Genomic DNA, 19,386 nt, shown 5'->3' with positions numbered 1-19,386 from the left:
GTGACCATCGATACCGACGCCAATGCCGGTATTTTCATCGACACCATCACCGAAGACGGAATCATCAATGATGACGAGGCCCAAGCCAATATTACTATTAGTGGTTATGTCACTGGTGACGCTCAGCCTGGTGATACGGTCAGCATCTGGTTGAACGAGGAGAGTGGCGATTCATTGGTCGAGGTAGAAGTCTTAGAAGTGAAGGATGACCAAGGCCGTTACACATTCTCAGCTATCGTTGCTGGTTCCGAGTTAGCAAATAACAACGCAACATCACCTCAGGTATTTGCAAAAGTTACTGGTACTGATGCTGCAGGCAACACGTTCGAGGCCAGTGAAAACGAATCGTACCAAGTTGACCGTAGTATTGTGTTTGATTTCACTCCTACAGACGGAACCTTTAATGATGGTGATAACATTATTAATTTCACCGAACAAACCAGTGTTAACGTCAGTGGGTTTGTCAACGAATCTGCGACAATAAACTCTATTACATTCACTGACTCTAATGGAGATACCGTGGTTATCGATGGCTCTTCCGTAGTACAAGAGGTGATTGATAATAGTGGTGGTACCTCGTATACCGACTTCGTTATTACGGGCGTTGATGTGAGCGACTTAGAAGACGGAGATTTGTCCGTTGTGGTAAATGCAACAGATGAAGCGGGTAATACTTTTGATTCTTTGGCGAAAACTATAGAGAAAGACACCACAGCCCCAGATGCACCGGTCATTACCAATATCACCGACGATTCATCTGATGACGATTATTCAGTTGTTATCTTACATGGTACAGGTGAGCCAGGTCTCGAGATTAAGATATTTGATGAAGATGGAAACCTAATTAATCAAAACAGTACCGTTACTGTGGATGGCGAGGGTAATTGGTCGTTTGATATTTCAGACTTAACCAATACTCAAGTCAACGACAATGAATTCTTCACGGCTACCCAAGTCGACGTAGCAGGTAACGAGAGCGATGCAAGCGAGACGGTGCATTATTACCACGGTGACTTTGATCCTGCGCTTAATGAAGGCAGTGACGACTTTGTCCTGCTTGGTGAGGGTGATGATGTTCTCAAAGTTGACGTTGATGATGCTAATGATCTAATGGTTGCCGATGGCGGCGCGGGTAATGACAAAGCTGTCTTTGATTTTAATATTGACCAGGCGAGTATCGTACTCAATGCTGATGGCTCTGTGACTATTTCTGAGAATACCGATAGCGGAGATGTGAATACCTTTATCGAGTTTGAGGAGTTCGAATTTAAAGGCGGCGATAAGGCGACCTTTGATGAGCTGTTCTCGCCAACGATTGAGATCGAACGCGATGAAGATGAAGTAATCAATAGCGATCGCAGTACCATTAATTATACGATTGGTTTGCCGGCCGGTGCTGTTGCTGGGGCGACGTTGATAATCATGGCGGAAGGACAAGCAATTGCACAAAGCCCAATCACGCTAACCGATGACCACATCAGTACTGGAACTTTAAACTTCGGCATCAATGCTACCTTAGTTGACTCAGAGCTTAACGTGTCAGCGAGTTTGAACTACGGTAACAGTCAAGAGTTCAGCGATAACGATGCCTTGGCGATGAATGATGCTCCTGACGCAGACGACTTCACAGTTGAACTTGGGAGTCAGTCAAGCGCTAGCTTTAGTTTCGATGAGCATGTTATTGACCAAGAAGATGAAGATGCGTTGACTGTGTCAATTGATCAAAATCCAGAGTTAGGCACTCTGTACATTATTGACGGTGATGTTCGAACTGAAGTAACAACTGGGATGCAAATTAGTGAAAGTGACGTCGTAGAATATCAACTTCGTGACGATATCAATGAGTTTATGAGTTTTGATGCGTCTGTTGATTTTAACGTTGATAACAATACCGTATCGGAGTTTGAAGCTAGTAATGGTATTGTTATTTCTGGCGGCCGATTTGAAGGTGTTCGCCCAGATGGCAGTGGTAACGAAACGAGTAGCAAGCTATACAATGGTCAAGAAGGCAGCGTTAAGGCTGGTTCCGAAGGACTGGGAGTTGGCGACCAAGAAATCGATGTGAGTCAGAAAGATTTTATTGCCGTAGACTTTAGTCACGTCGGTGGGGGCAACACAGATATTACGATTACACAAGTTAATGTGAAGATCGGTAGTATCTGGGGTAACTATGAAGACGGTGATAGCGCAGACGCTCAGATCCACATATTACTGTTTAAAGATGGTCAAGTTGTTACAGATGCAAACGGAGACCCTGTTGAGTTTGTTTTCGATGATAGTGTTGACCCGTCTGTCTATGATGGCTCAGGCGAGTTTGTTGCCAATATCCATTATGAGGGCGGTTTTGATGAAATCCGCGTGTTTACGACGAAAGGTGGTACAGAAGATACCAGTCATAACTCAAACATCACCTTACAAGGCGTCGATATAATTGATGCAGCTGTATCGGAAGAGATCGCTTACACCGCTACGGATAGCGATAAAGGCGAAGGTAGCAGTGTGATCACCGTGAACAGTTCAACAACGGATAGCTCAATAACTACGCCAACGATAGATCTTGTTGCATCAAGTGATACGGGTGATAGTGATACAGACAACATCACTAAAGATACAACGCCAACCTTTGCTCTGGGTAATGTTGACAGCGACGTCGTAGCCGAAGGTATTGAGGTATTTAAAGATGGCGTCGTCGTTCAAGGAGATTTAGATCAGGTTGATGGGGTCTGGTACTTTACTCCAGAAAATGAAGCCAACGCTGGTAATCAGCAGTGGAGTGTCCAGGTCACTGATGATTCTGGCAATACAGCTACCTCTAGCGATCTCGAGGTGATTGTGGATACAGGTGCTTCGGCCAGTATTACCATTGATGCTATCACTAGCGATGACATTCTTGATGCTCAAGAAGCGGCTCAAAGTGTGGTCATTACGGGCCGTGTTGGTGGTGATGCGGAAAAAGGTGATACGGTGACGTTGACGCTGCAGGCAGAAGACCAAGCGTTGACTACATATACAGGCACCGTTGCGTCGGATGGTACGTATCGCATTAGTGTACCGGGCAGTGTGCTGGCGTCGGATGCGGATAGTTCCCTTGTAGCGAGCGTCACTGGCAGTGATGAGGCCGGTAACCCATTCACAGTGACGACAACGGTTAGCGGAGACAATAGAGATGGTGGTTATCATGTGGATACGGCGCCAGTTGCCAATCCAGGTGAAGTCACCACTGATGAAGATCACTCTACGGTCATTAGCTGGGCTTCTTTAGGCGTTGTTGACAGTGATTCAGATGAATCCTCATTGTCAGTTACCATCACCGCTTTACCTGAAGGTGGACTGTTAAAATATTATGATGAGATTGATGGCTGGCAAGCGGTAGCAGCAGATCAAGAGTTGGATAAGTCAGTATTTGACAACAACCAGGTACGATTTGTACCAGACAATAACCTGTCTGGTAGCAGCCAAATTGGTTTTGAGGCGTCTGACGGTGTCAACATGAGTGAATCAGCCGCGTTGACTATCAATGTGACACCTGTCGCTGATGCACCAAACCTAAGCCTAAAAACGCAAGATCCTGACTTGCCGTCGCAGGAGTTTAATGTCTCGACTTGGGACAATGTGGTCATCGATGATTCGACGTATGGTAGCGGCAGTGGGGTGCCAGGTAGTGATTTGGTTGCGCAGCTATCTCAACTGGATACAGCGGATGCGGCGCAGTCTACGACGGCGAATACTGAGGATAGTGCAAGCAATGCTACTGATCCGGATCAAGCGGTAATAGTAACTGGACTCGTTTACTTGGAAGCCAACGTTTCTTACGATTTTGTTGGGCGCGGGGATGATAGCATTGCGATTACTTTGGGTGGACAGCTGGTCGATGAGGGCCGTTGGGGCGACTCGAGCGGTGATATTCAGGGTGCGGCGTTTACGCCAACCGAGTCAGGCTACTATCCAATCGCGATTTACCACCATAACCAAAGTGGACAGGGCAACTTTAACGTTGATGTATCTATTAATGGCGCTGATCCTGTTGACTTGGCGAATAGCCAGCTTTCGATCGTGACTGACGTCGATTCAGCACAAGGTACAGACGTTCGTCTTTCTGCGTTGCAGACTGATGATAAGGGTTTCGATTATTATGAGACATATTCTGTTAATGAAGGGCGTCAAGACACTGCCATTCCATTGTCGGAAATTGACGCATCATTGACTGATGATTCAGAAACCTTGTCTGTTCTACTTTCTGGTATTCCTGTGGGTGCTACTATCAGTGATGGTAGTAATACTATCACCATAAACGGTGAGACAGATGAAAATGGTCAGCCTATTCAGCCAATTACCGTGACTGATTGGGCTCTCGATAATTTGACGGTCACGCCGCCTCCTGGGAGCCACGAAGACTTCACTTTGACAGTAACGGCTGTGAGCTCAGAGAATGCTAATGATAGCCAAGCTCAATCCACACTCGATATCGAGGTAGTGGTGCATGAAAGTGAGCCTACACTAACAGAAAGCGACACCAACTCTGCCAATGAAGATCAGATGATTACTGGTAATGTATTAGCGAACGACAGCGATGCTGACGATGTGCTGCAAGTGGTAGGCGTTAAGATCGATGGCACTGACTATCAGGTGGATCAGTCGATAACCCTTGATGAAGGTACGTTTACTATCGATGCTAATGGTAATTATAGCTTTGAACCGAAAGACGATTGGTCAGGCAGTGTTCCAACAGTCGAGTACACCACTAATACAGGGGCCACTGAGTCGCTTAACCTAGAAGTTATGCCAGTAACAGATGCGCCGAATCTCACTGTGAGTCTTGGTGATTCGACTTACAGTAATACGACAATCAACTCTAGCCTTTATCAAAAGCTAATTTTTGCTGATTCATCGACAAGCCTATCTGATCCAGAGCACGCAGAGTTAGGTCATAGCGATATCGGTAAACAAACCAGTGATATTAAAGTTGGAACAGACCAAGTCGATCAATTAACTGGTGATACCGGGAGTTGGGTTAAAGATGGCAATGACTGGGTGATGCAGACTAATGGAGATGACGTCTTTGTTGGTGGTCAGGGCAATGACAATATTGTAGGTGGTGATGGCTCGTCACTTGATTTAGGTCTGGATACAGTGGTTTACACTGGTAATCTTTCCGACTATACGTTTGATTTTTATAATAATCATGGGAATACTGACAAACCATATTGGCATGTTGTAGATAAACGCGGTATTGATACTCAAGACGACAATACTCCAGTATCAGAAGGCGAGCACCTTTATGAAATAGAGCGCCTAATCTTTGCTGATGCCATCGTAGAGCTCAATACAGATGGTACGCCCACTGTACTTCAAGAGGTTGTAACAGAGCTGAATATCTCAGCTTCCGTATCGGACCGTGATGGTAGTGAGTATCTTGATGAAGTACGTATTAGTGGCTTGCCGGGTGATGCCCAAATCTTCGATAAGGGCACGGGTCAAGTTGTTGGTATTAAAGATGGTGATGACTGGGTGATCGATGTAACAGGACAGTCAACTCAGGCTGTGAATTACGACACCCTAGCTGTTAAGTACCAATCAACAGATACCCTAGACATTGACGTCACTGCCGTGGCCAAAGAAATCGGCTTGGATAGTGACCAAGCTGGCAATACGACCACGGTTAATAGTGGTGCTAGTACGGATGCTATAGCCGATCAAGGCGGTGATGTGCCAATAACACTTATCTCTCTAGTCATTGACTCTTCTGGATCTATGGATGATGTCCCAAGCGGGCTCTCCGACATGAGAATTGAATACGTGTTGGAGGCATCCATTTCTTTATTAGATAATGTTAAAAGCCAACATGGTAGTGGTGATGTCTTAGTACAGCTTGTTGATTTTGATACGAGCGCATCTTTAGTCGAGAGTGGTAGAGGAGCGAATACCAGTGTTTGGATGACGGTATCCGAGGCGATTTCCATATTGCAAAAAGCGTCAGATACTGTAGATAAGTGGAACTATGATGGTGAGTTCGATCCAGATGGCTGGACTAACTATGATTCTGGCTTGGATGCAGTGATGGAGGGCTATAATGAAAGCCAAGTGACTAATATCAAAGGTGAAACCAATGATGTTATTTACTTCTTGAGTGATGGTGAAAGTAATAGGGGTAATATTGGTTCAGACTGGGCTCAGTTTATGGCGGATAAACAGGTAACTGCAGTTGGAGTGGGCGATCCTAATCGGATACCGGCTGACGGTCTTATTAAGGTAGCGGGTAGTGCAGAAAATGTTGTTTATATTCCTGACTCAAAAATCACTACAGATCTACCTAAATTGCGGCCAACTATTGGTGTTTCTGGCTCGTTGCTGATGGCGATAGCGGGGGCTGAGGCGGCTGCCATCGTGATTGATGAGTCGAATGCACAAGTGGCTCAGTTTATTAACCAAGATGGCGATGTATCTGTTGCACCTTCTGGATTAAGCTTCACCAAAGATACTGTCGGCAATGAGCTGGTTGTTGATACCGATTATGGTGTATTCCGTATTGGTTCAGATGGTTCTTACTATTTCCAACCAAGTGACACTGCTCCGACAATTGACGAAGGTAAGGCTGTTGGTTTCGAGATCGTGCTTTTGGTCGAAGATAGCAATGGTCAAACGACTGAACAGTTGGTTACACTGAATGTCAGCCACAATGGTCAGGTCAACCGTGTTGAGTCCTCGTCTTTCACTGCTTCCACTGGCGATGACCAAGTAAGAGGAACCGATGGTGATGACGTCATCCTCGGTCATGCAGGTAATGATGTCCTCGATGGTGGCTTAGGTGATGACTTCCTTATGGGCGGCACTGGTGATGACATCCTAATTGGTGGTTTGGGTAATGATATTCTGACCGGCGGTGCGGATGCGGACTTGTTCAAGTGGGTCGATATGGATAGCTCAACCGATACCGTTACCGACTTTGATTATGATGAAGGTGACCGTATTGATTTAGCTGACTTATTTGCTGACCTCAAGGATGATCAGCAAGAGCTTGCCGACTTGCTTACTTCATTGCAAGATAGTGACCCGCACTCTGGTGAAGGTGGTGGTTACACTGTCACTATTAGTGAGCATGATGACGTAGCAGAACTGACGATTACGAAAGGTGATCAGACTATGCAGATTGACTTTAATGGAGCGGATACCACGGACATTACCAGCAGTTTGCTGGATAGTTTGAAAACACTAACTAATGATTGACCAGTCAGAGTTTCAGGCGCTTAATCAACGCCTGAACTCGCTTGATTACCCTTGGGCTGTGTTTATCCCACGCTAATATAGCTAGAAGTTCAGTGGTTTAGGCTGGATAGGCCGAAAAGAATAAGGCCACCATTTTCAATGGTGGTCTTTTTTATGATAAATGTTTGGCTCGAAAGCTTGAGAGCGAGTCAAGGAACTCGATTACAAGACCTTACAAGCAAAGCCTTTCAGGTAGAAACCTTCTGGGTAGGCTGTGTCTGTTAGATGATCGGCTGCTTGCTCGAAGCGTTCTACGAACTTAACAGTGCGGCCTGCATCTAATGCTGCATCAGCAATGATTTTTTGGAACAAATCAGTACCCATTAAGCCAGAGCAAGAGTAGGTGAGTAGAGTGCCGCCTGGTTTCAGGATTTGCATCGCAAGCATGTTAACGTCTTTGTAGCCGTTAGCGCCTGAAGTTAGGTTATTCTTGCTTGAAACAAATTTTGGCGGATCCATGATCACGACGTCAAACTTAGTGCCTTGGTCACGGTACTCACGAAGCAGTTTGAAAACGTCAGCGTTTAGGAATACAGCGCGCTTTTTCGATATATCAAACTCGTTAAGTTCAGCGTTGAATTTAGCTGTATCAAGAGCTAGTTGAGATACGTCAGCGTTGATAACACGCTTCGCGTCGCCTTTAAGTGCGTAAAGGCCAAAGCCACCTGTATATGAGAAACAGTTAAGGACATCTTTGCCTTTAACGTACTTCATCGATTCTTTGCGGCTATCACGTTGGTCCATGTAGAAGCCTGTTTTGTGGCCTTCCATAATGTTCACGCTGATTTTAACGCCATTTTCTTCAATCACGATAGATTTTGGTGGCTCTTCACCATGAAGAACGCCGACAACTTGTTCTAGGCCTTCTTTCTTACGAACTGCCACGTCTGAACGCTCGTAGATGTTGCAGTCAGGGAAGCACTCGATTAACGCTTCAACCAATACGCTTTTGTTAAACTCAGCGCCAGCACTTAGCAGTTGGCAAACTAGGAAGTCTTGGTATTTGTCGATTGTGATACCTGGCAAGCCATCAGATTCTGCGGCCGTTAGGCGGTAGCCCGTTAGACCATCACGTTCGATAATGTCCTCACGTAAAGACTGTGCGTCTTGAATTCGTTTTACGAAGAACGCCTTGTTGATCTCTTCTTTTTCAAATGTCCAAACACGAGCTCGAATTTGAGATTCTGGTGAGTAAGCCGCTTTTGCAAGCCACTGACCATTTTGAGCATATACGTCTACAGTTTCACCTTGTTTTGGTTCGCCTTCGACCTTATCGATACCGCGTGAAAATACCCAAGGGTGTTTGCGGCGTAGTGATTTATCTCGGCCTTTAGCTAGATGAATTGAAGGAGTCATAATTTACTCTGTTTGTTGAATTTGAAGGAGATGTATTGTCGGGGAAGTACAGGTGAAAAGCAAATAAGAAAGGGCTGCAAAAGCAGCCCTAGTAATGATTAATCAACACATTGTGGTTGGAGAACAGTATTAAGCTTTAAGACCTGTCAGTAAACCTTCCATCGTATCGCTTTGTTTACGAAGTTGGTCAACATTGGAATTACTCTTACTGATCATCTCGCAGATGCTGTCTGATTGATGGCGAATCTCTTCAACACTTTGTGCAATGTTGTCAGCAACTACGCCTTGTTCTTCAGCTGCGGTAGCAATTTGAGTGCTGCTATCTGAAATAGACTGGTTCTTTTCCGCTAATGAACCGATCTCGACGTTCACTTCTGACATCAGTGTTTGGCCTTCATTAGCATTGTTCACCGTGACTTCCATCAGCTTGGTCAGTGATTGGCTGTTACGTTGTAATGATTCAATCATGCTTTGGATTTCAACCGTTGCTTGCTGAGTACGACCGGCAAGGGCACGAACTTCATCGGCAACAACAGCAAATCCACGACCTTGCTCGCCAGCACGTGCGGCTTCGATAGCGGCGTTCAACGCCAACAGGTTAGTCTGTTCAGAAATACCGTTGATGGTTGTGACTACTTCATCGATCTGCGCTGCGTTGGCATCCAGTTCTTCTACTGCTTGTGAAGCGGACTGGATCTCTTGAGATAGGCTAGAGATAGACTCCAGTGTATTTGAAACCTTGACTTGACCGCTCTGAGCAACGCCGCGAGCGTCCATCGTTTGTGAACTAGACTCATGAGCAAGGGTAGCGACTTCGCGAATGGTAGCCGCCATTTGTTCCGTTGCACTTGCCAAGCTATTCAGGTGTTCCTGTTGGTTACCTGAGATGTCTGAACTTTGTTGTGTTGACTGGTTCAAGTCCGAGCTGATTTGCTGCATGAGAGCGACAGACTCTTGGATTGATAGAACCATGTTTTGTTCACGCTCCGCAACTTTATCGATTGTAATCGCGATTTCACTAAACTCGTCACGAACTAAGAAGTAGTTCATACGGCAAGTTAAGTCGCCATTCGCTAGGGTGTTCAAAGCTTTGTTCATAGAGAACATCGCGCCGCCAATGAAAGTCATGATGTAGTAAACACCTAGTGCGATAAGCGTTAGGGTTACAGCGATGATAGAAACCTGAGTCGTCGATAGAGCAGACCAAAGGTTTTGGTCATGGTTAGCAACTAGGCTGAACGCTCCATTCATCACTGAAACAGAACCAGCACCGTAGCCTAAAGAGATGGTTTCAGAGCTGCTGACAAGCTGAGCTACTTGATCTTTAGTGAGTTGACCCGCTTCGATAAGCCCTTTCATCAAGAGCATTTCTTCTTGATAAAGGTGAGCAAGTAAAGAGTCCGCGGCACTATCTAAAACGAGAGTTAATATAATCAGGGCGAGAAGAGGCAATAAGAAGAGTAGATAGAACTTTTCTTGGATTTTTAGGTGAATGAGATATTTGTCAATCCAACGAAATGGGATTTCTTTCATAATCGTTATACTCGAAGTAAGTCCACCAATAAGCGGTGAATGAATAGAAACTCGACTATATCATTCATATAATTTATGAGGCAACGTTATGGAAAGTTCACAATATATTTTTGTCGTGTCAGGCGTAGTTCAATGTGTTGGGTTCCGTTACCACACCAGTAGGCAGGCGCAAGCTATGGGTCTCTCAGGTTATGCAAAGAACTTAAATGATGGTCGAGTTGAAGTGTTAGTTGTCGGAGAGAGTCAGCAAATTGAGAAGTTACATGCTTGGCTCTATATTGGCCCTTCGAGCGCAACAGTAGACAACGTTGTGATGCATCAAGTTAAAGATAGTGAGCGCCAAGACGTACGCATAGGGGCGTTTAAAATACTGTAGTTGTAGCACTACAGTATTTTATATTGAACGTAACTTAATGACCTAAAGCGGGTTAGGTTTTACAAGCACTTTGCTGGTTTAGGTAAACCGGCGAGCTTGGTCGCTTGTTTTGCAGGGCCTTTTTTGAATAACTTGAAAAGGTACTTACTATTGCCTTTTTCTGGGCCGTGAGCTTTTTCCATTGCTTTAACGAGCATGCGAACCGCTGGTGAGGTGTTGAACTCTTCGTAAAAGCTCCTTACAAAATGTACGACTTCTAAGTGTGCATCTGTAAGTTCAATCGCCTCGTCTTGAGCAAGAATTTCAATCATGCCTTCTTCCCATTGCGTGTAATCCAATAGGTAGCCTTGAGCGTCGGTTTCGATTTGCTTGCCGTTATATTCAAACATGTTTAATCCAGAATCCAATTAACTATGCGGATAGGGTACATGACCAAGTTTGTCTTTCTCAACAGAAATTATAGCTATCCAATGAAATATCGTACTTATAGATACAAAAAAGCCCAAGAGGTAGGCTCTTGGGCTAGATATTCTTCAATGATGGGAACGATTAGTCGTCGCTGCCCATGATGCCTAGGATGCTTAGTAGGCTGATGAAGATGTTGTAGATCGATACGTACAAGCTGATCGTTGCAGAGATGTAGTTTGTTTCACCGCCACGAATGATGTTTTGCGTTGTAAGCAAGATAACACCAGTCGAGAACAGGATGAACATACCGCTCATTGCCAATGATAGTAGAGGCATTTGTAGGAAGATGTTTGCAACCATACCTACAAGTAGTACTACGAAACCAGCTAATAGCATGCCATTAAGGAACGACAGGTCACGCTTAGTTGTTAGTGCGTAAGCTGATGCGCCCATAAACGCCAGTGCTGTACCGCCAAGTGCAGTTAGGATGACATCACCCATGCCTGCGCCAACGTACATGTTTAAGATTGGACCGATGGTGTAGCCTAAGAAACCTGTAAATAGGAATGTGAAGACTAGACCCATGCTGTTGTCACGGTTCTTTTCTGTTAGGAAAAGTAGGCCGTAGAAGCCAACTAGCATGATAATAAGACCCGGGCGAGGAAGGTTCATCGCCATGGATACGCCTGCTACAACAGCAGACCAAAGTAGTGTCATAGACAGTAATGCGTAGGTGTTACGCAACACTTTATTGGTTTGCAGAGCACTTTCTTGAGATGCTGTGCGTGAAAACATAGGGCTGTTCATAATCTTCCTCGTAAGGTGACTTCAATAGTTATTAGTACATTTATGGGGGTGAAAGTTCGAAAAATCAAGTCTCTCATTCCTCTTGTATACGTAAAATAATAATCAAAATAGTCGGTTAAGTGTTTCTGAAGGTGTAACAAAGTATTTCTTAAAGTGCAGTTAAGGTTCGTTGTTCAATTTTAATCGCACTGAATCGCTGTTTATAATCTTGAAAAACTAATTATAACACTGAAAACAAAGAGGCGACCTAAGCCGCCTCTGTAGTTTATGCATCATAACACATTAGTGGTGTAAGATTTGGCTTAAGAAGTTCTGCGTTCTGTCTGATTGTGGGTTTTCAAAGAAATCGACAGGGTTGTTCTCTTCTATGATTTCACCGGCATCCATGAAGATAACGCGATCCGCGACCTCTTTAGCAAAGCCCATCTCGTGCGTTACACAAAGCATCGTCATGCCTTCTTCTGCAAGCTCAACCATTACGTCTAACACCTCACGAACCATTTCTGGATCGAGCGCCGACGTTGGCTCATCAAACAGCATCACTTGAGGGTTCATACACAAAGAGCGAGCGATAGCTACACGCTGCTGTTGACCACCTGAAAGCTGACCTGGGAACTTGTCCGCTTGCTCAGGGATTTTTACGCGCTCTAGGTACTTCATTGCAATCGCTTCGGCTTCTTCTTTTGGCATCTTTTTGACCCAGATTGGAGCCAGAGTACAGTTCTCTAATACCGTCAGATGTGGAAACAGATTGAAGTGTTGGAAACACATGCCGACATCTCTACGCACGGCTTCGATGTTCTTTAGGTCTTCCGTTAATTCATTACCTGAAACGAAGATATGACCTTTTTGGTGCTCTTCTAATCGGTTGATGCAGCGGATCATCGTTGATTTACCAGAGCCTGAAGGGCCACAGATAACGATTTTCTCGCCTTTTTTAACTTCTAAATTGATGTTCTTAAGTACGTGGAATTCACCGTACCACTTGTTCATGTCTTTCAACTCGATCATAAGACCTTGAGAGTTGTTTTCTGTCTGCTGCGTCATAATACGTCCTTGATCTTGTTAATTATCGTTTGTGACCGGTGTGAAGTCTGTTTTCTAGCCATATCGAATATCTCGACATGCCAAAACAAAACACCCAGAACACTAACGCGACAAATACATAACTTTCTGTTGAATACCCAAGCCATTCAGGGTCGGTATTCGCGGCTTGGCCAATTCCTAGTACATCAAACATACCAATAATCAAAACAAGACTGGTATCTTTAAACAAACCAATGAAGGTGTTCACAATTGAAGGAATCGTGATTTTAAGAGCTTGAGGTAGAATGATAAGCCCGGTCTTTTTCCAGTAGCTTAACCCCAGAGCATCAGCTGCTTCGTATTGGCCTTTTGGTATTGCTTGTAGACCACCTCGAATTACTTCGGCCATGTAGGCTGCACTGAATAGAACTACCCCTACAAGTGCTCGAATGAGCTTATCGGTTTCTGTCCCTTCTGATAAAAAGAGTGGCAGCATTACTGAAGCCATGAATAGAACTGTAATGAGCGGTACGCCACGCCAAATTTCGATGTATACGGTACACATACTGCGAATGATCGGCATCTCTGAGCGACGCCCAAGAGCAAGTGCAACACCAATAGGGAGTGACACTACAATACCAACAAGTGCGATGACCAGTGTAACCAATAGGCCGCCCCATTTATGGGTATCAACAACTTCTAACCCAAAGACGCCACCGTATAGCAAGCCGGCAATGATAAATGGGTAGATGTTGACGAAGAACAACCAAATCCACGTACGTTTAGGTGTTTTTTCATAAGCCAGTAAGGCTACAAAAATGGCCAACGTTGCGTAGAAGAGGCGAGGTCGCCACAGTTCAGCTTCTGGGTAGAAGCCATACATGAATTGGTCCCAACGAACGCTGATAAAAACCCAACAAGCGCCTTCGCTAGTACAGGCATCGCGTGTGGTTCCTATCCAGTCGGCACTGATGAATGCCCAATCCGCTATTGCCCATAATAGGGTGAAAGCAAAGTAAGCAAGAATCACAGTGACGACGCTGTTAATAGGTCCATTAAATAGATTTTTTCTTAACCAACCGACTGGCCCAACGGTATTCGCTGGAGGCGGAAGATCAGGTTGAAATTGATGTGTACTCATCTTATCTCTCCACCAACGCTACTTTGCGGTTGTATATGTTCATTAGAGCGGACGTTAATAGGCTCAAGGTTAGGTAGACGCCCATTGTCATCGCGATTACTTCGATAGCTTGTCCAGTTTGGTTAAGTGTTGTTCCTGCAAATACAGAGACAAGATCAGGATAACCAATGGCCATCGCAAGTGATGAGTTTTTGGTCAGGTTTAGATACTGACTGGTTAGTGGTGGGATAATGATTCTTAATGCTTGTGGAATAATGACAAGCTTTAGAGTTCTAGAACGTGGGATGCCTAGAGACATCGCAGCCTCAGTTTGCCCATGGTTTACCGCGTTAATACCTGAACGAACAATCTCAGCAATGAACGCTGCTGTATAGATACTTAAAGCGAGCATCAATGCAGCAAGCTCAGGGATTATCGTAACACCACCCTTGAAGTTAAACCCTTTCAACACAGGGTAATCTGCAGAGATAGGCATGCCCATAACAAAGTAAGTTATCAACGGTAAGCCTAAAATCAACGCAGCGGCAATTCGCAACATCGGTGTTTGTTGGCCGGTCAGTTTCTGTCTGTTCTTAGCCCAGATGTTGATAATAAACGTAGCGATAATACCGACAATCAATGATGCGATGACAATGCTACTGCCTTGCTCAAAGACTGGAGCAGGGAAGTACAACCCGCGTACGTTCAAGAAAATTGCTTCACCTAGACTCATACTTTGACGAGCAGAAGGCAAGGCTTGTAGAACGGCGAAATACCAGAAAAAGATTTGTAATAGCAGAGGGATATTTCGGAATATCTCAATGTAGACAGCTGCAAATCGGCTAACTAGCCAGTTTGAAGAGAGTCTAGCGATACCCATACTAAAGCCCAGCACTGTCGCTAGCATGATGCCGAGTACTGAAACCAAAGCGGTATTGAGAAGACCGATAAAGAATGTACGACCGTACGAGTAGGTCTCGTCGTATTCAATCAGTGTTAAGCCGATACCAAAACCAGCTTCTTGTGAGAGAAAATCAAAACCAGTGGTGATACCACGGGAATCTAAGTTTGTGAGTGCATTATTTACAATCGTGTAAAAGAAAGCACAAAGCGCCCCGACGGCGATAATTTGGAAAATGATGGAGCGAAAAGTGGGGTTGTAAAATAAGTTGGCACTTTTGGGCTGTGGCTTTGCCTGAGCTGGAGAAATAGTTTCATTAGGTTTCATACTACTATAACCTCAAATCCATTTAATAAATAGGGCGGAAAACTCCGCCCTAATTGATGCTTGAAAATTTATTAACGGATTGGTGGAGCGTACATAAAGCCGCCCGCATTCCATAATGCATTTACACCACGAGAGATTTGAAGTGGAGAACCTGTACCAACAGTACGCTCAAAACTCTCACCGTAGTTACCAACTTGCTTAATTACTTGGTAACCCCAGTCGTCGCGAATGCCAAGGCCTTTACCTTTAGGACCGTCTACACCAAGAATACGTTTGATGTTTGGATCTTTTGACTTAAGCATTTCGTCTGCATTTTTAGAAGAGATGCCGTATTCTTCCGCGTTAATCATTGCTGAAAGTGTCCACTTAGCAACGTTAAACCATTGATCATCATCCTGACGAACAACAGGGCCTAGAGGCTCTTTAGAGATGATTTCAGGAAGTACTTCTGCAGATTTAGGATCAGCTAGGTTTAGGCGAAGTGCGTATAGACCAGATTGGTCAGTCGTTAGCACGTCACAACGACCTGCGTCGAAACCTTTCGATGTTTGTGCTGCCGTATCGAATACCACTGGCTTGTAAGACATGCCACTGTTACGGAAGTAATCGGCTAGGTTAAGTTCAGTTGTTGTACCTGATTGAACACATACAGAAGCGCCATCAAGCTCTTGAGCACTTGTTAGGCCAAGTTCTTTTTTAACCATGAAGCCTTGACCATCGTAGTAGTTAACGCCTACGAAGTTCAGACCTAGAGCAGTGTCACGATGTAATGTCCATGTTGTGTTACGAGATAGTACGTCGATTTCGCCAGATTGAAGCGCAGTAAAACGCTCTTTTGCTGTTAGAGGTACATACTTAACTTTAGTCTTGTCACCGAGTACAGCCGCTGCAAGAGCTTGACAATACTCAACATCAATTCCTTCCCATTCACCTTTTGAGTTAGGGTTAGAGAACCCTGGAAGACCGGTACTTACACCACAAGTTAGAAATCCTTGAGATGTGACTTTGTCCAGAGTGCTTTCTGCCGCTGATGCCGATGTTGCCATCATCGCAGTTGATGCAGCTACTACTGAAGCAAGAAGTGTTAGTTTATTTGTCATTTGTATCCTTCCTTGTTAACCAGGTGACACCTGATACTCGTGCTCGTTTGAGTTTCTCTTATGTGTTGCGTTTTCTATGACCTTGTTGTTCAAATTAAACGAGTTGCATTTTGCAAATGAAACTGTGTGCGATTTAAACAACTGTTTATAAGGTTAGGAAAGGATCCGTAGTTTCACAAATGTATAATTTAAAAAGAATTTTGAATGAAATCACAAATCCGAACACAATTAGAATGACCAAATGTTAAGTGAATGTAAATAGTGCAACGGTTCACACTGTTGGTGCAACGAGATTTAGATTTTTATATTGATAATCGACTAGATAAATATTCTGAATCCACATCACAATGATGAAATATTAAACTTAAGAAATGTTGAAATTTGGTCAATAAATATTTTTATTACACTTCGATAGTTATAAATATGCTCCAAATTTGGTAGCATGGCTGAATAGTTATTGAAGTAGTCTCAAGGAAGAACATGCGTTATTTCCCAATGTTTTTGGATGTAGAAAATAAGCCAATCTTAGTGGTTGGTGGGGGTGAGGTTGCTTGCCGTAAAGTCGATAGCTTACTACGAGCGGGAGCGGATGTGACTTTGGTCTCTCCCAAGGTAGCGCCTTACTTAAAGCAGCTTGTGGACGAGAACAAGCTTCACTGGGTTCAAAACTTTTACTCGTCACAGATCATATCGAAAAATTACTTGCAGGTTTGGGCCACAACAGACAACCCAAGCTTGAATCACCAAGTGTATAATGATGCGAAAAAACTGGGCATTTTAGTCAATGTGGTTGACGATCTTCCTTACTGCGACTTCATCACACCTTCGATGATAAATCGCGGCAGAATCCAAATTGCCATCTCTAGTGGCGGGGCATCACCTGTTTTAGTAAGAAATATCAGAGAAAAACTCGAAACGGTATTGCCACAAAACATAGGTTTGATAGCAGACTTCGGTGCATCAAAACGCAATTCAATCAAAGAGTCATTCCCAACCGTCGACGAGCGTCGTAAATTTTGGGAGCGTTTCTTGTCATCCAGCTTTATCGAGCAGGTGAATGACAGAGAGCAGTTAGAGTCTTACTACCAGCAAGCGCTAACCGAAGGCATTGATAGCGAAGGGCAGGTCACTTGGATTGAATTCGAGCAAGATGTCGAGCTGTTGTCTATGAAGGCTTTACGTTTGATGCAGGAGGCAGAGCTCGTACTTTCACCGAGCGATTGTCCATTTGAATTTATCGACCTGTGCCGCCGAGATGCAGAAAGAGAGAGCTACGCCAACAGCGGAGAGCTATCAACAAAGCTTGAGCAAGCAAGAGCAGAGAAATTACGAGTGTGTGTGTTTATTCCACCAGCAAGCGTAGAGTTTAATCTGTTGGTCGGCAAAGACCTAAAATTGTCAGCAGCCCAAGTACTCAGTTGAGGCTGTTGCTTCTAGTTGAAATGAGAGCTTTCTGGTTGTTTTAAATCGGCTAGAGGCTCGGAATAAAACTAAAGCTGGACCAGATAAATAAAAAGCCACTTCAAAAGAAGTGGCTTTTTGCTATTTCAAACACGACATTGTGCTGATGAATGAGCAACCCAAATAGGCGGTCACTCAAACTCAAAAATTAGTCGCGGAAGTTGTCAAACTGGAAAGGTTGACCAAGTTCACCGCCGCGAACTAGAGCCATAACAGCTTGTAGGTCATCACGCTTCTTACCAGTAACACGAACTTTGTCGCCTTGGATAGAAGCTTGAACTTTAACTTTGTTGTCTTTGATTAGCTTAACGATCTTCTTAGCGACATCAGTTTCAATGCCTTGCTTAAAGATAACCGTTTGGTGCCAAGTGCGACCTGTTTGGTCTGCCGCTTTCGCTTCCATCGCGTTAGGATCAACATTACGCTTCGTTAGGTTGCTGCGAAGGATATCGCGCATTTGCTTCAGTTGAAAATCGTCTTGAGCAGTCAATTTTACTGATTCATCTTTGTAATCAAAGCTTGCGTCAACGCCGCGGAAATCGAAACGAGTCGATAGTTCACGGTTTGCGTTGTCTACTGCGTTACGCAGTTCTACTGCTTCTACTTCAGAGATAATGTCAAATGATGGCATTGTGTTGTTTCCTTAAGCTAAGTTTCTATCTTTAATTGCTGTTGCAAGCATGTCTAGCATTGTTGCAGTATCTTCCCAGCTTAGGCATGGGTCAGTAATCGACTTGCCATAATCTAGGTTGTTAATGTCTGTCATTGGCTGGTTGCCTTCAATAATGAAGCTCTCTGCCATAATGCCTGCAATTTGGTTCTTGTTAGATTTAATTTGCTCACAAATGTCTTGTGCAACTTCTAACTGCTTACGGTGTTGCTTCTGACAGTTAGCGTGGCTAAAGTCTACAACCAAACGTTGAGGTAGATCGAATTCAGCCAGTTGCTTACATGCAGTATCTACAGATTCAGCGTCGAAGTTAGGGCCTTTATCACCACCACGTAGAATAACGTGACCGTATGGGTTGCCAGAAGTACGGTAAACCGTCATGCGGCCGTTCTTATCTGGAGAGTAGAAGTAGTGTGAAGCATGTGCTGCACGAATTGCATCGATAGCAATCTTGATGTTGCCGTTGGTCGCGTTCTTGAAGCCAACAGGGCAAGACAGTGCAGAAGCCATTTCACGGTGAATCTGAGATTCAGTTGTACGAGCGCCAATCGCACCCCAAGTGATAAGGTCTGCAATGTACTGACCTGTGATCATATCAAGGAATTCAGTCGCGGTAGCTAGGCCAAGCTTGTTGATATCTAGCAGAAGCTTACGAGCTTTGTTCAAGCCTGTTTCAAGTGCGTATGAACCATCAAGGTTAGGATCTGTAATCAAACCCTTCCAACCTACAACAGTACGAGGCTTCTCGAAGTAGGTTCTCATTACAACGAACAGTTCATCTTTGTACTGGTCTTGAATTTTGCTTAGGCGCTCAGCGTAATCAAGTGCCGCATCTGTATCGTGAACAGAGCAAGGGCCTACGATAACTAATAGGCGGTTATCACGACCAGTTAGGATATCTTCGATTTGGCGGCGAGAATTTTTAATGCGCTCAGCAACGTCGTCAGTAATAGGGTGTGCATTGCCTAGTTCGGCAGGAGTTGGCATAGGACCCAGAGCTTGGGTTCTCAACTCATCAGTTTTTAATGGCATGTGATA

The 19,386-nt window shown here is 44.4% G+C and carries 13 protein-coding genes; 3 read left to right on the top strand and 10 right to left on the bottom strand.

Annotated features, from left to right (window positions below; genetic code table 11):
* Window positions 1–7,224: Ig-like domain-containing protein (locus tag AB4185_RS05465; RefSeq protein ID WP_372135064.1), on the top strand; the 7,224-nt coding region annotated here is incomplete at its 5' end.
* Between the two features lie 201 nt (window positions 7,225–7,425).
* Here the strand turns inward: AB4185_RS05465 and AB4185_RS05460 are convergent.
* The gene (locus AB4185_RS05460; protein ID WP_017059708.1) at window positions 7,426–8,619 is read right to left on the bottom strand and encodes a class I SAM-dependent methyltransferase; all 1,194 of its coding nucleotides are present in this window, start codon (window positions 8,617–8,619) and stop codon (window positions 7,426–7,428) included.
* Between the two features lie 129 nt (window positions 8,620–8,748).
* Complete coding sequence (locus AB4185_RS05455) at window positions 8,749–10,152, bottom strand: methyl-accepting chemotaxis protein (RefSeq protein ID WP_372135062.1); 1,404 nt, start codon at window positions 10,150–10,152, stop codon at window positions 8,749–8,751.
* 88 nt (window positions 10,153–10,240) lie between these two features.
* Here AB4185_RS05455 and yccX point away from each other — a divergent pair, with 88 nt between their 5' ends.
* Window positions 10,241–10,528, top strand: coding sequence for an acylphosphatase (gene yccX, locus AB4185_RS05450; protein WP_017059706.1), 288 nt, complete (start codon window positions 10,241–10,243; stop codon window positions 10,526–10,528).
* A 59-nt stretch (window positions 10,529–10,587) separates the two neighbouring features.
* Here yccX and AB4185_RS05445 read toward each other — a convergent pair whose 3' ends face one another.
* The 6 genes from AB4185_RS05445 to AB4185_RS05420 all read right to left on the bottom strand — a co-directional run bounded on the left by AB4185_RS05445 (window position 10,588) and on the right by AB4185_RS05420 (window position 16,217).
* Window positions 10,588–10,917: a TusE/DsrC/DsvC family sulfur relay protein gene (locus tag AB4185_RS05445; protein ID WP_017057205.1), complete on the bottom strand. Its 330-nt coding sequence runs from the start codon at window positions 10,915–10,917 to the stop codon at window positions 10,588–10,590.
* A 160-nt stretch (window positions 10,918–11,077) separates the two neighbouring features.
* Window positions 11,078–11,743, bottom strand: coding sequence for a Bax inhibitor-1/YccA family protein (locus AB4185_RS05440; RefSeq protein WP_017057206.1), 666 nt, complete (start codon window positions 11,741–11,743; stop codon window positions 11,078–11,080).
* Window positions 11,744–12,025: 282 nt separating this feature from the next.
* On the bottom strand, window positions 12,026–12,790 hold the full coding sequence (locus AB4185_RS05435; RefSeq protein WP_017059704.1) for an amino acid ABC transporter ATP-binding protein: 765 nt from the start codon (window positions 12,788–12,790) through the stop codon (window positions 12,026–12,028).
* Between the two features lie 22 nt (window positions 12,791–12,812).
* Window positions 12,813–13,910, bottom strand: a complete 1,098-nt coding sequence (locus tag AB4185_RS05430) for an amino acid ABC transporter permease (protein ID WP_017059703.1) — start codon at window positions 13,908–13,910, stop codon at window positions 12,813–12,815.
* A gap of 1 nt (window position 13,911) precedes the next feature.
* On the bottom strand, window positions 13,912–15,117 hold the full coding sequence (locus tag AB4185_RS05425; protein ID WP_017063829.1) for an amino acid ABC transporter permease: 1,206 nt from the start codon (window positions 15,115–15,117) through the stop codon (window positions 13,912–13,914).
* A gap of 71 nt (window positions 15,118–15,188) precedes the next feature.
* The gene (locus AB4185_RS05420; RefSeq protein ID WP_017059701.1) at window positions 15,189–16,217 is read right to left on the bottom strand and encodes an amino acid ABC transporter substrate-binding protein; all 1,029 of its coding nucleotides are present in this window, start codon (window positions 16,215–16,217) and stop codon (window positions 15,189–15,191) included.
* 480 nt (window positions 16,218–16,697) lie between these two features.
* Between AB4185_RS05420 and AB4185_RS05415 the strand changes: the two genes are divergently transcribed.
* Complete coding sequence (locus tag AB4185_RS05415) at window positions 16,698–17,639, top strand: bifunctional precorrin-2 dehydrogenase/sirohydrochlorin ferrochelatase (protein WP_017059700.1); 942 nt, start codon at window positions 16,698–16,700, stop codon at window positions 17,637–17,639.
* A 187-nt stretch (window positions 17,640–17,826) separates the two neighbouring features.
* Here AB4185_RS05415 and AB4185_RS05410 read toward each other — a convergent pair whose 3' ends face one another.
* Window positions 17,827–18,309 carry a YajQ family cyclic di-GMP-binding protein gene (locus tag AB4185_RS05410; protein ID WP_017063832.1) on the bottom strand — a complete coding sequence of 161 codons (483 nt, stop codon included), beginning with the start codon at window positions 18,307–18,309 and terminating at the stop codon, window positions 17,827–17,829.
* Between the two features lie 12 nt (window positions 18,310–18,321).
* Window positions 18,322–19,380: a 3-deoxy-7-phosphoheptulonate synthase gene (locus AB4185_RS05405; protein ID WP_372135060.1), complete on the bottom strand. Its 1,059-nt coding sequence runs from the start codon at window positions 19,378–19,380 to the stop codon at window positions 18,322–18,324.
* Between the last annotated feature and the right edge of the window lie 6 nt (window positions 19,381–19,386).

The sequence above is a fragment of the Vibrio sp. 10N.286.48.F5 genome, from assembly GCF_041469785.1.
Taxonomy (GTDB): Bacteria; Pseudomonadota; Gammaproteobacteria; order Enterobacterales; family Vibrionaceae; genus Vibrio; species Vibrio crassostreae_C.
Note: the sequence above shows the minus strand (reverse complement) of the source record. Positions and strands in the feature narration are given on the sequence as shown.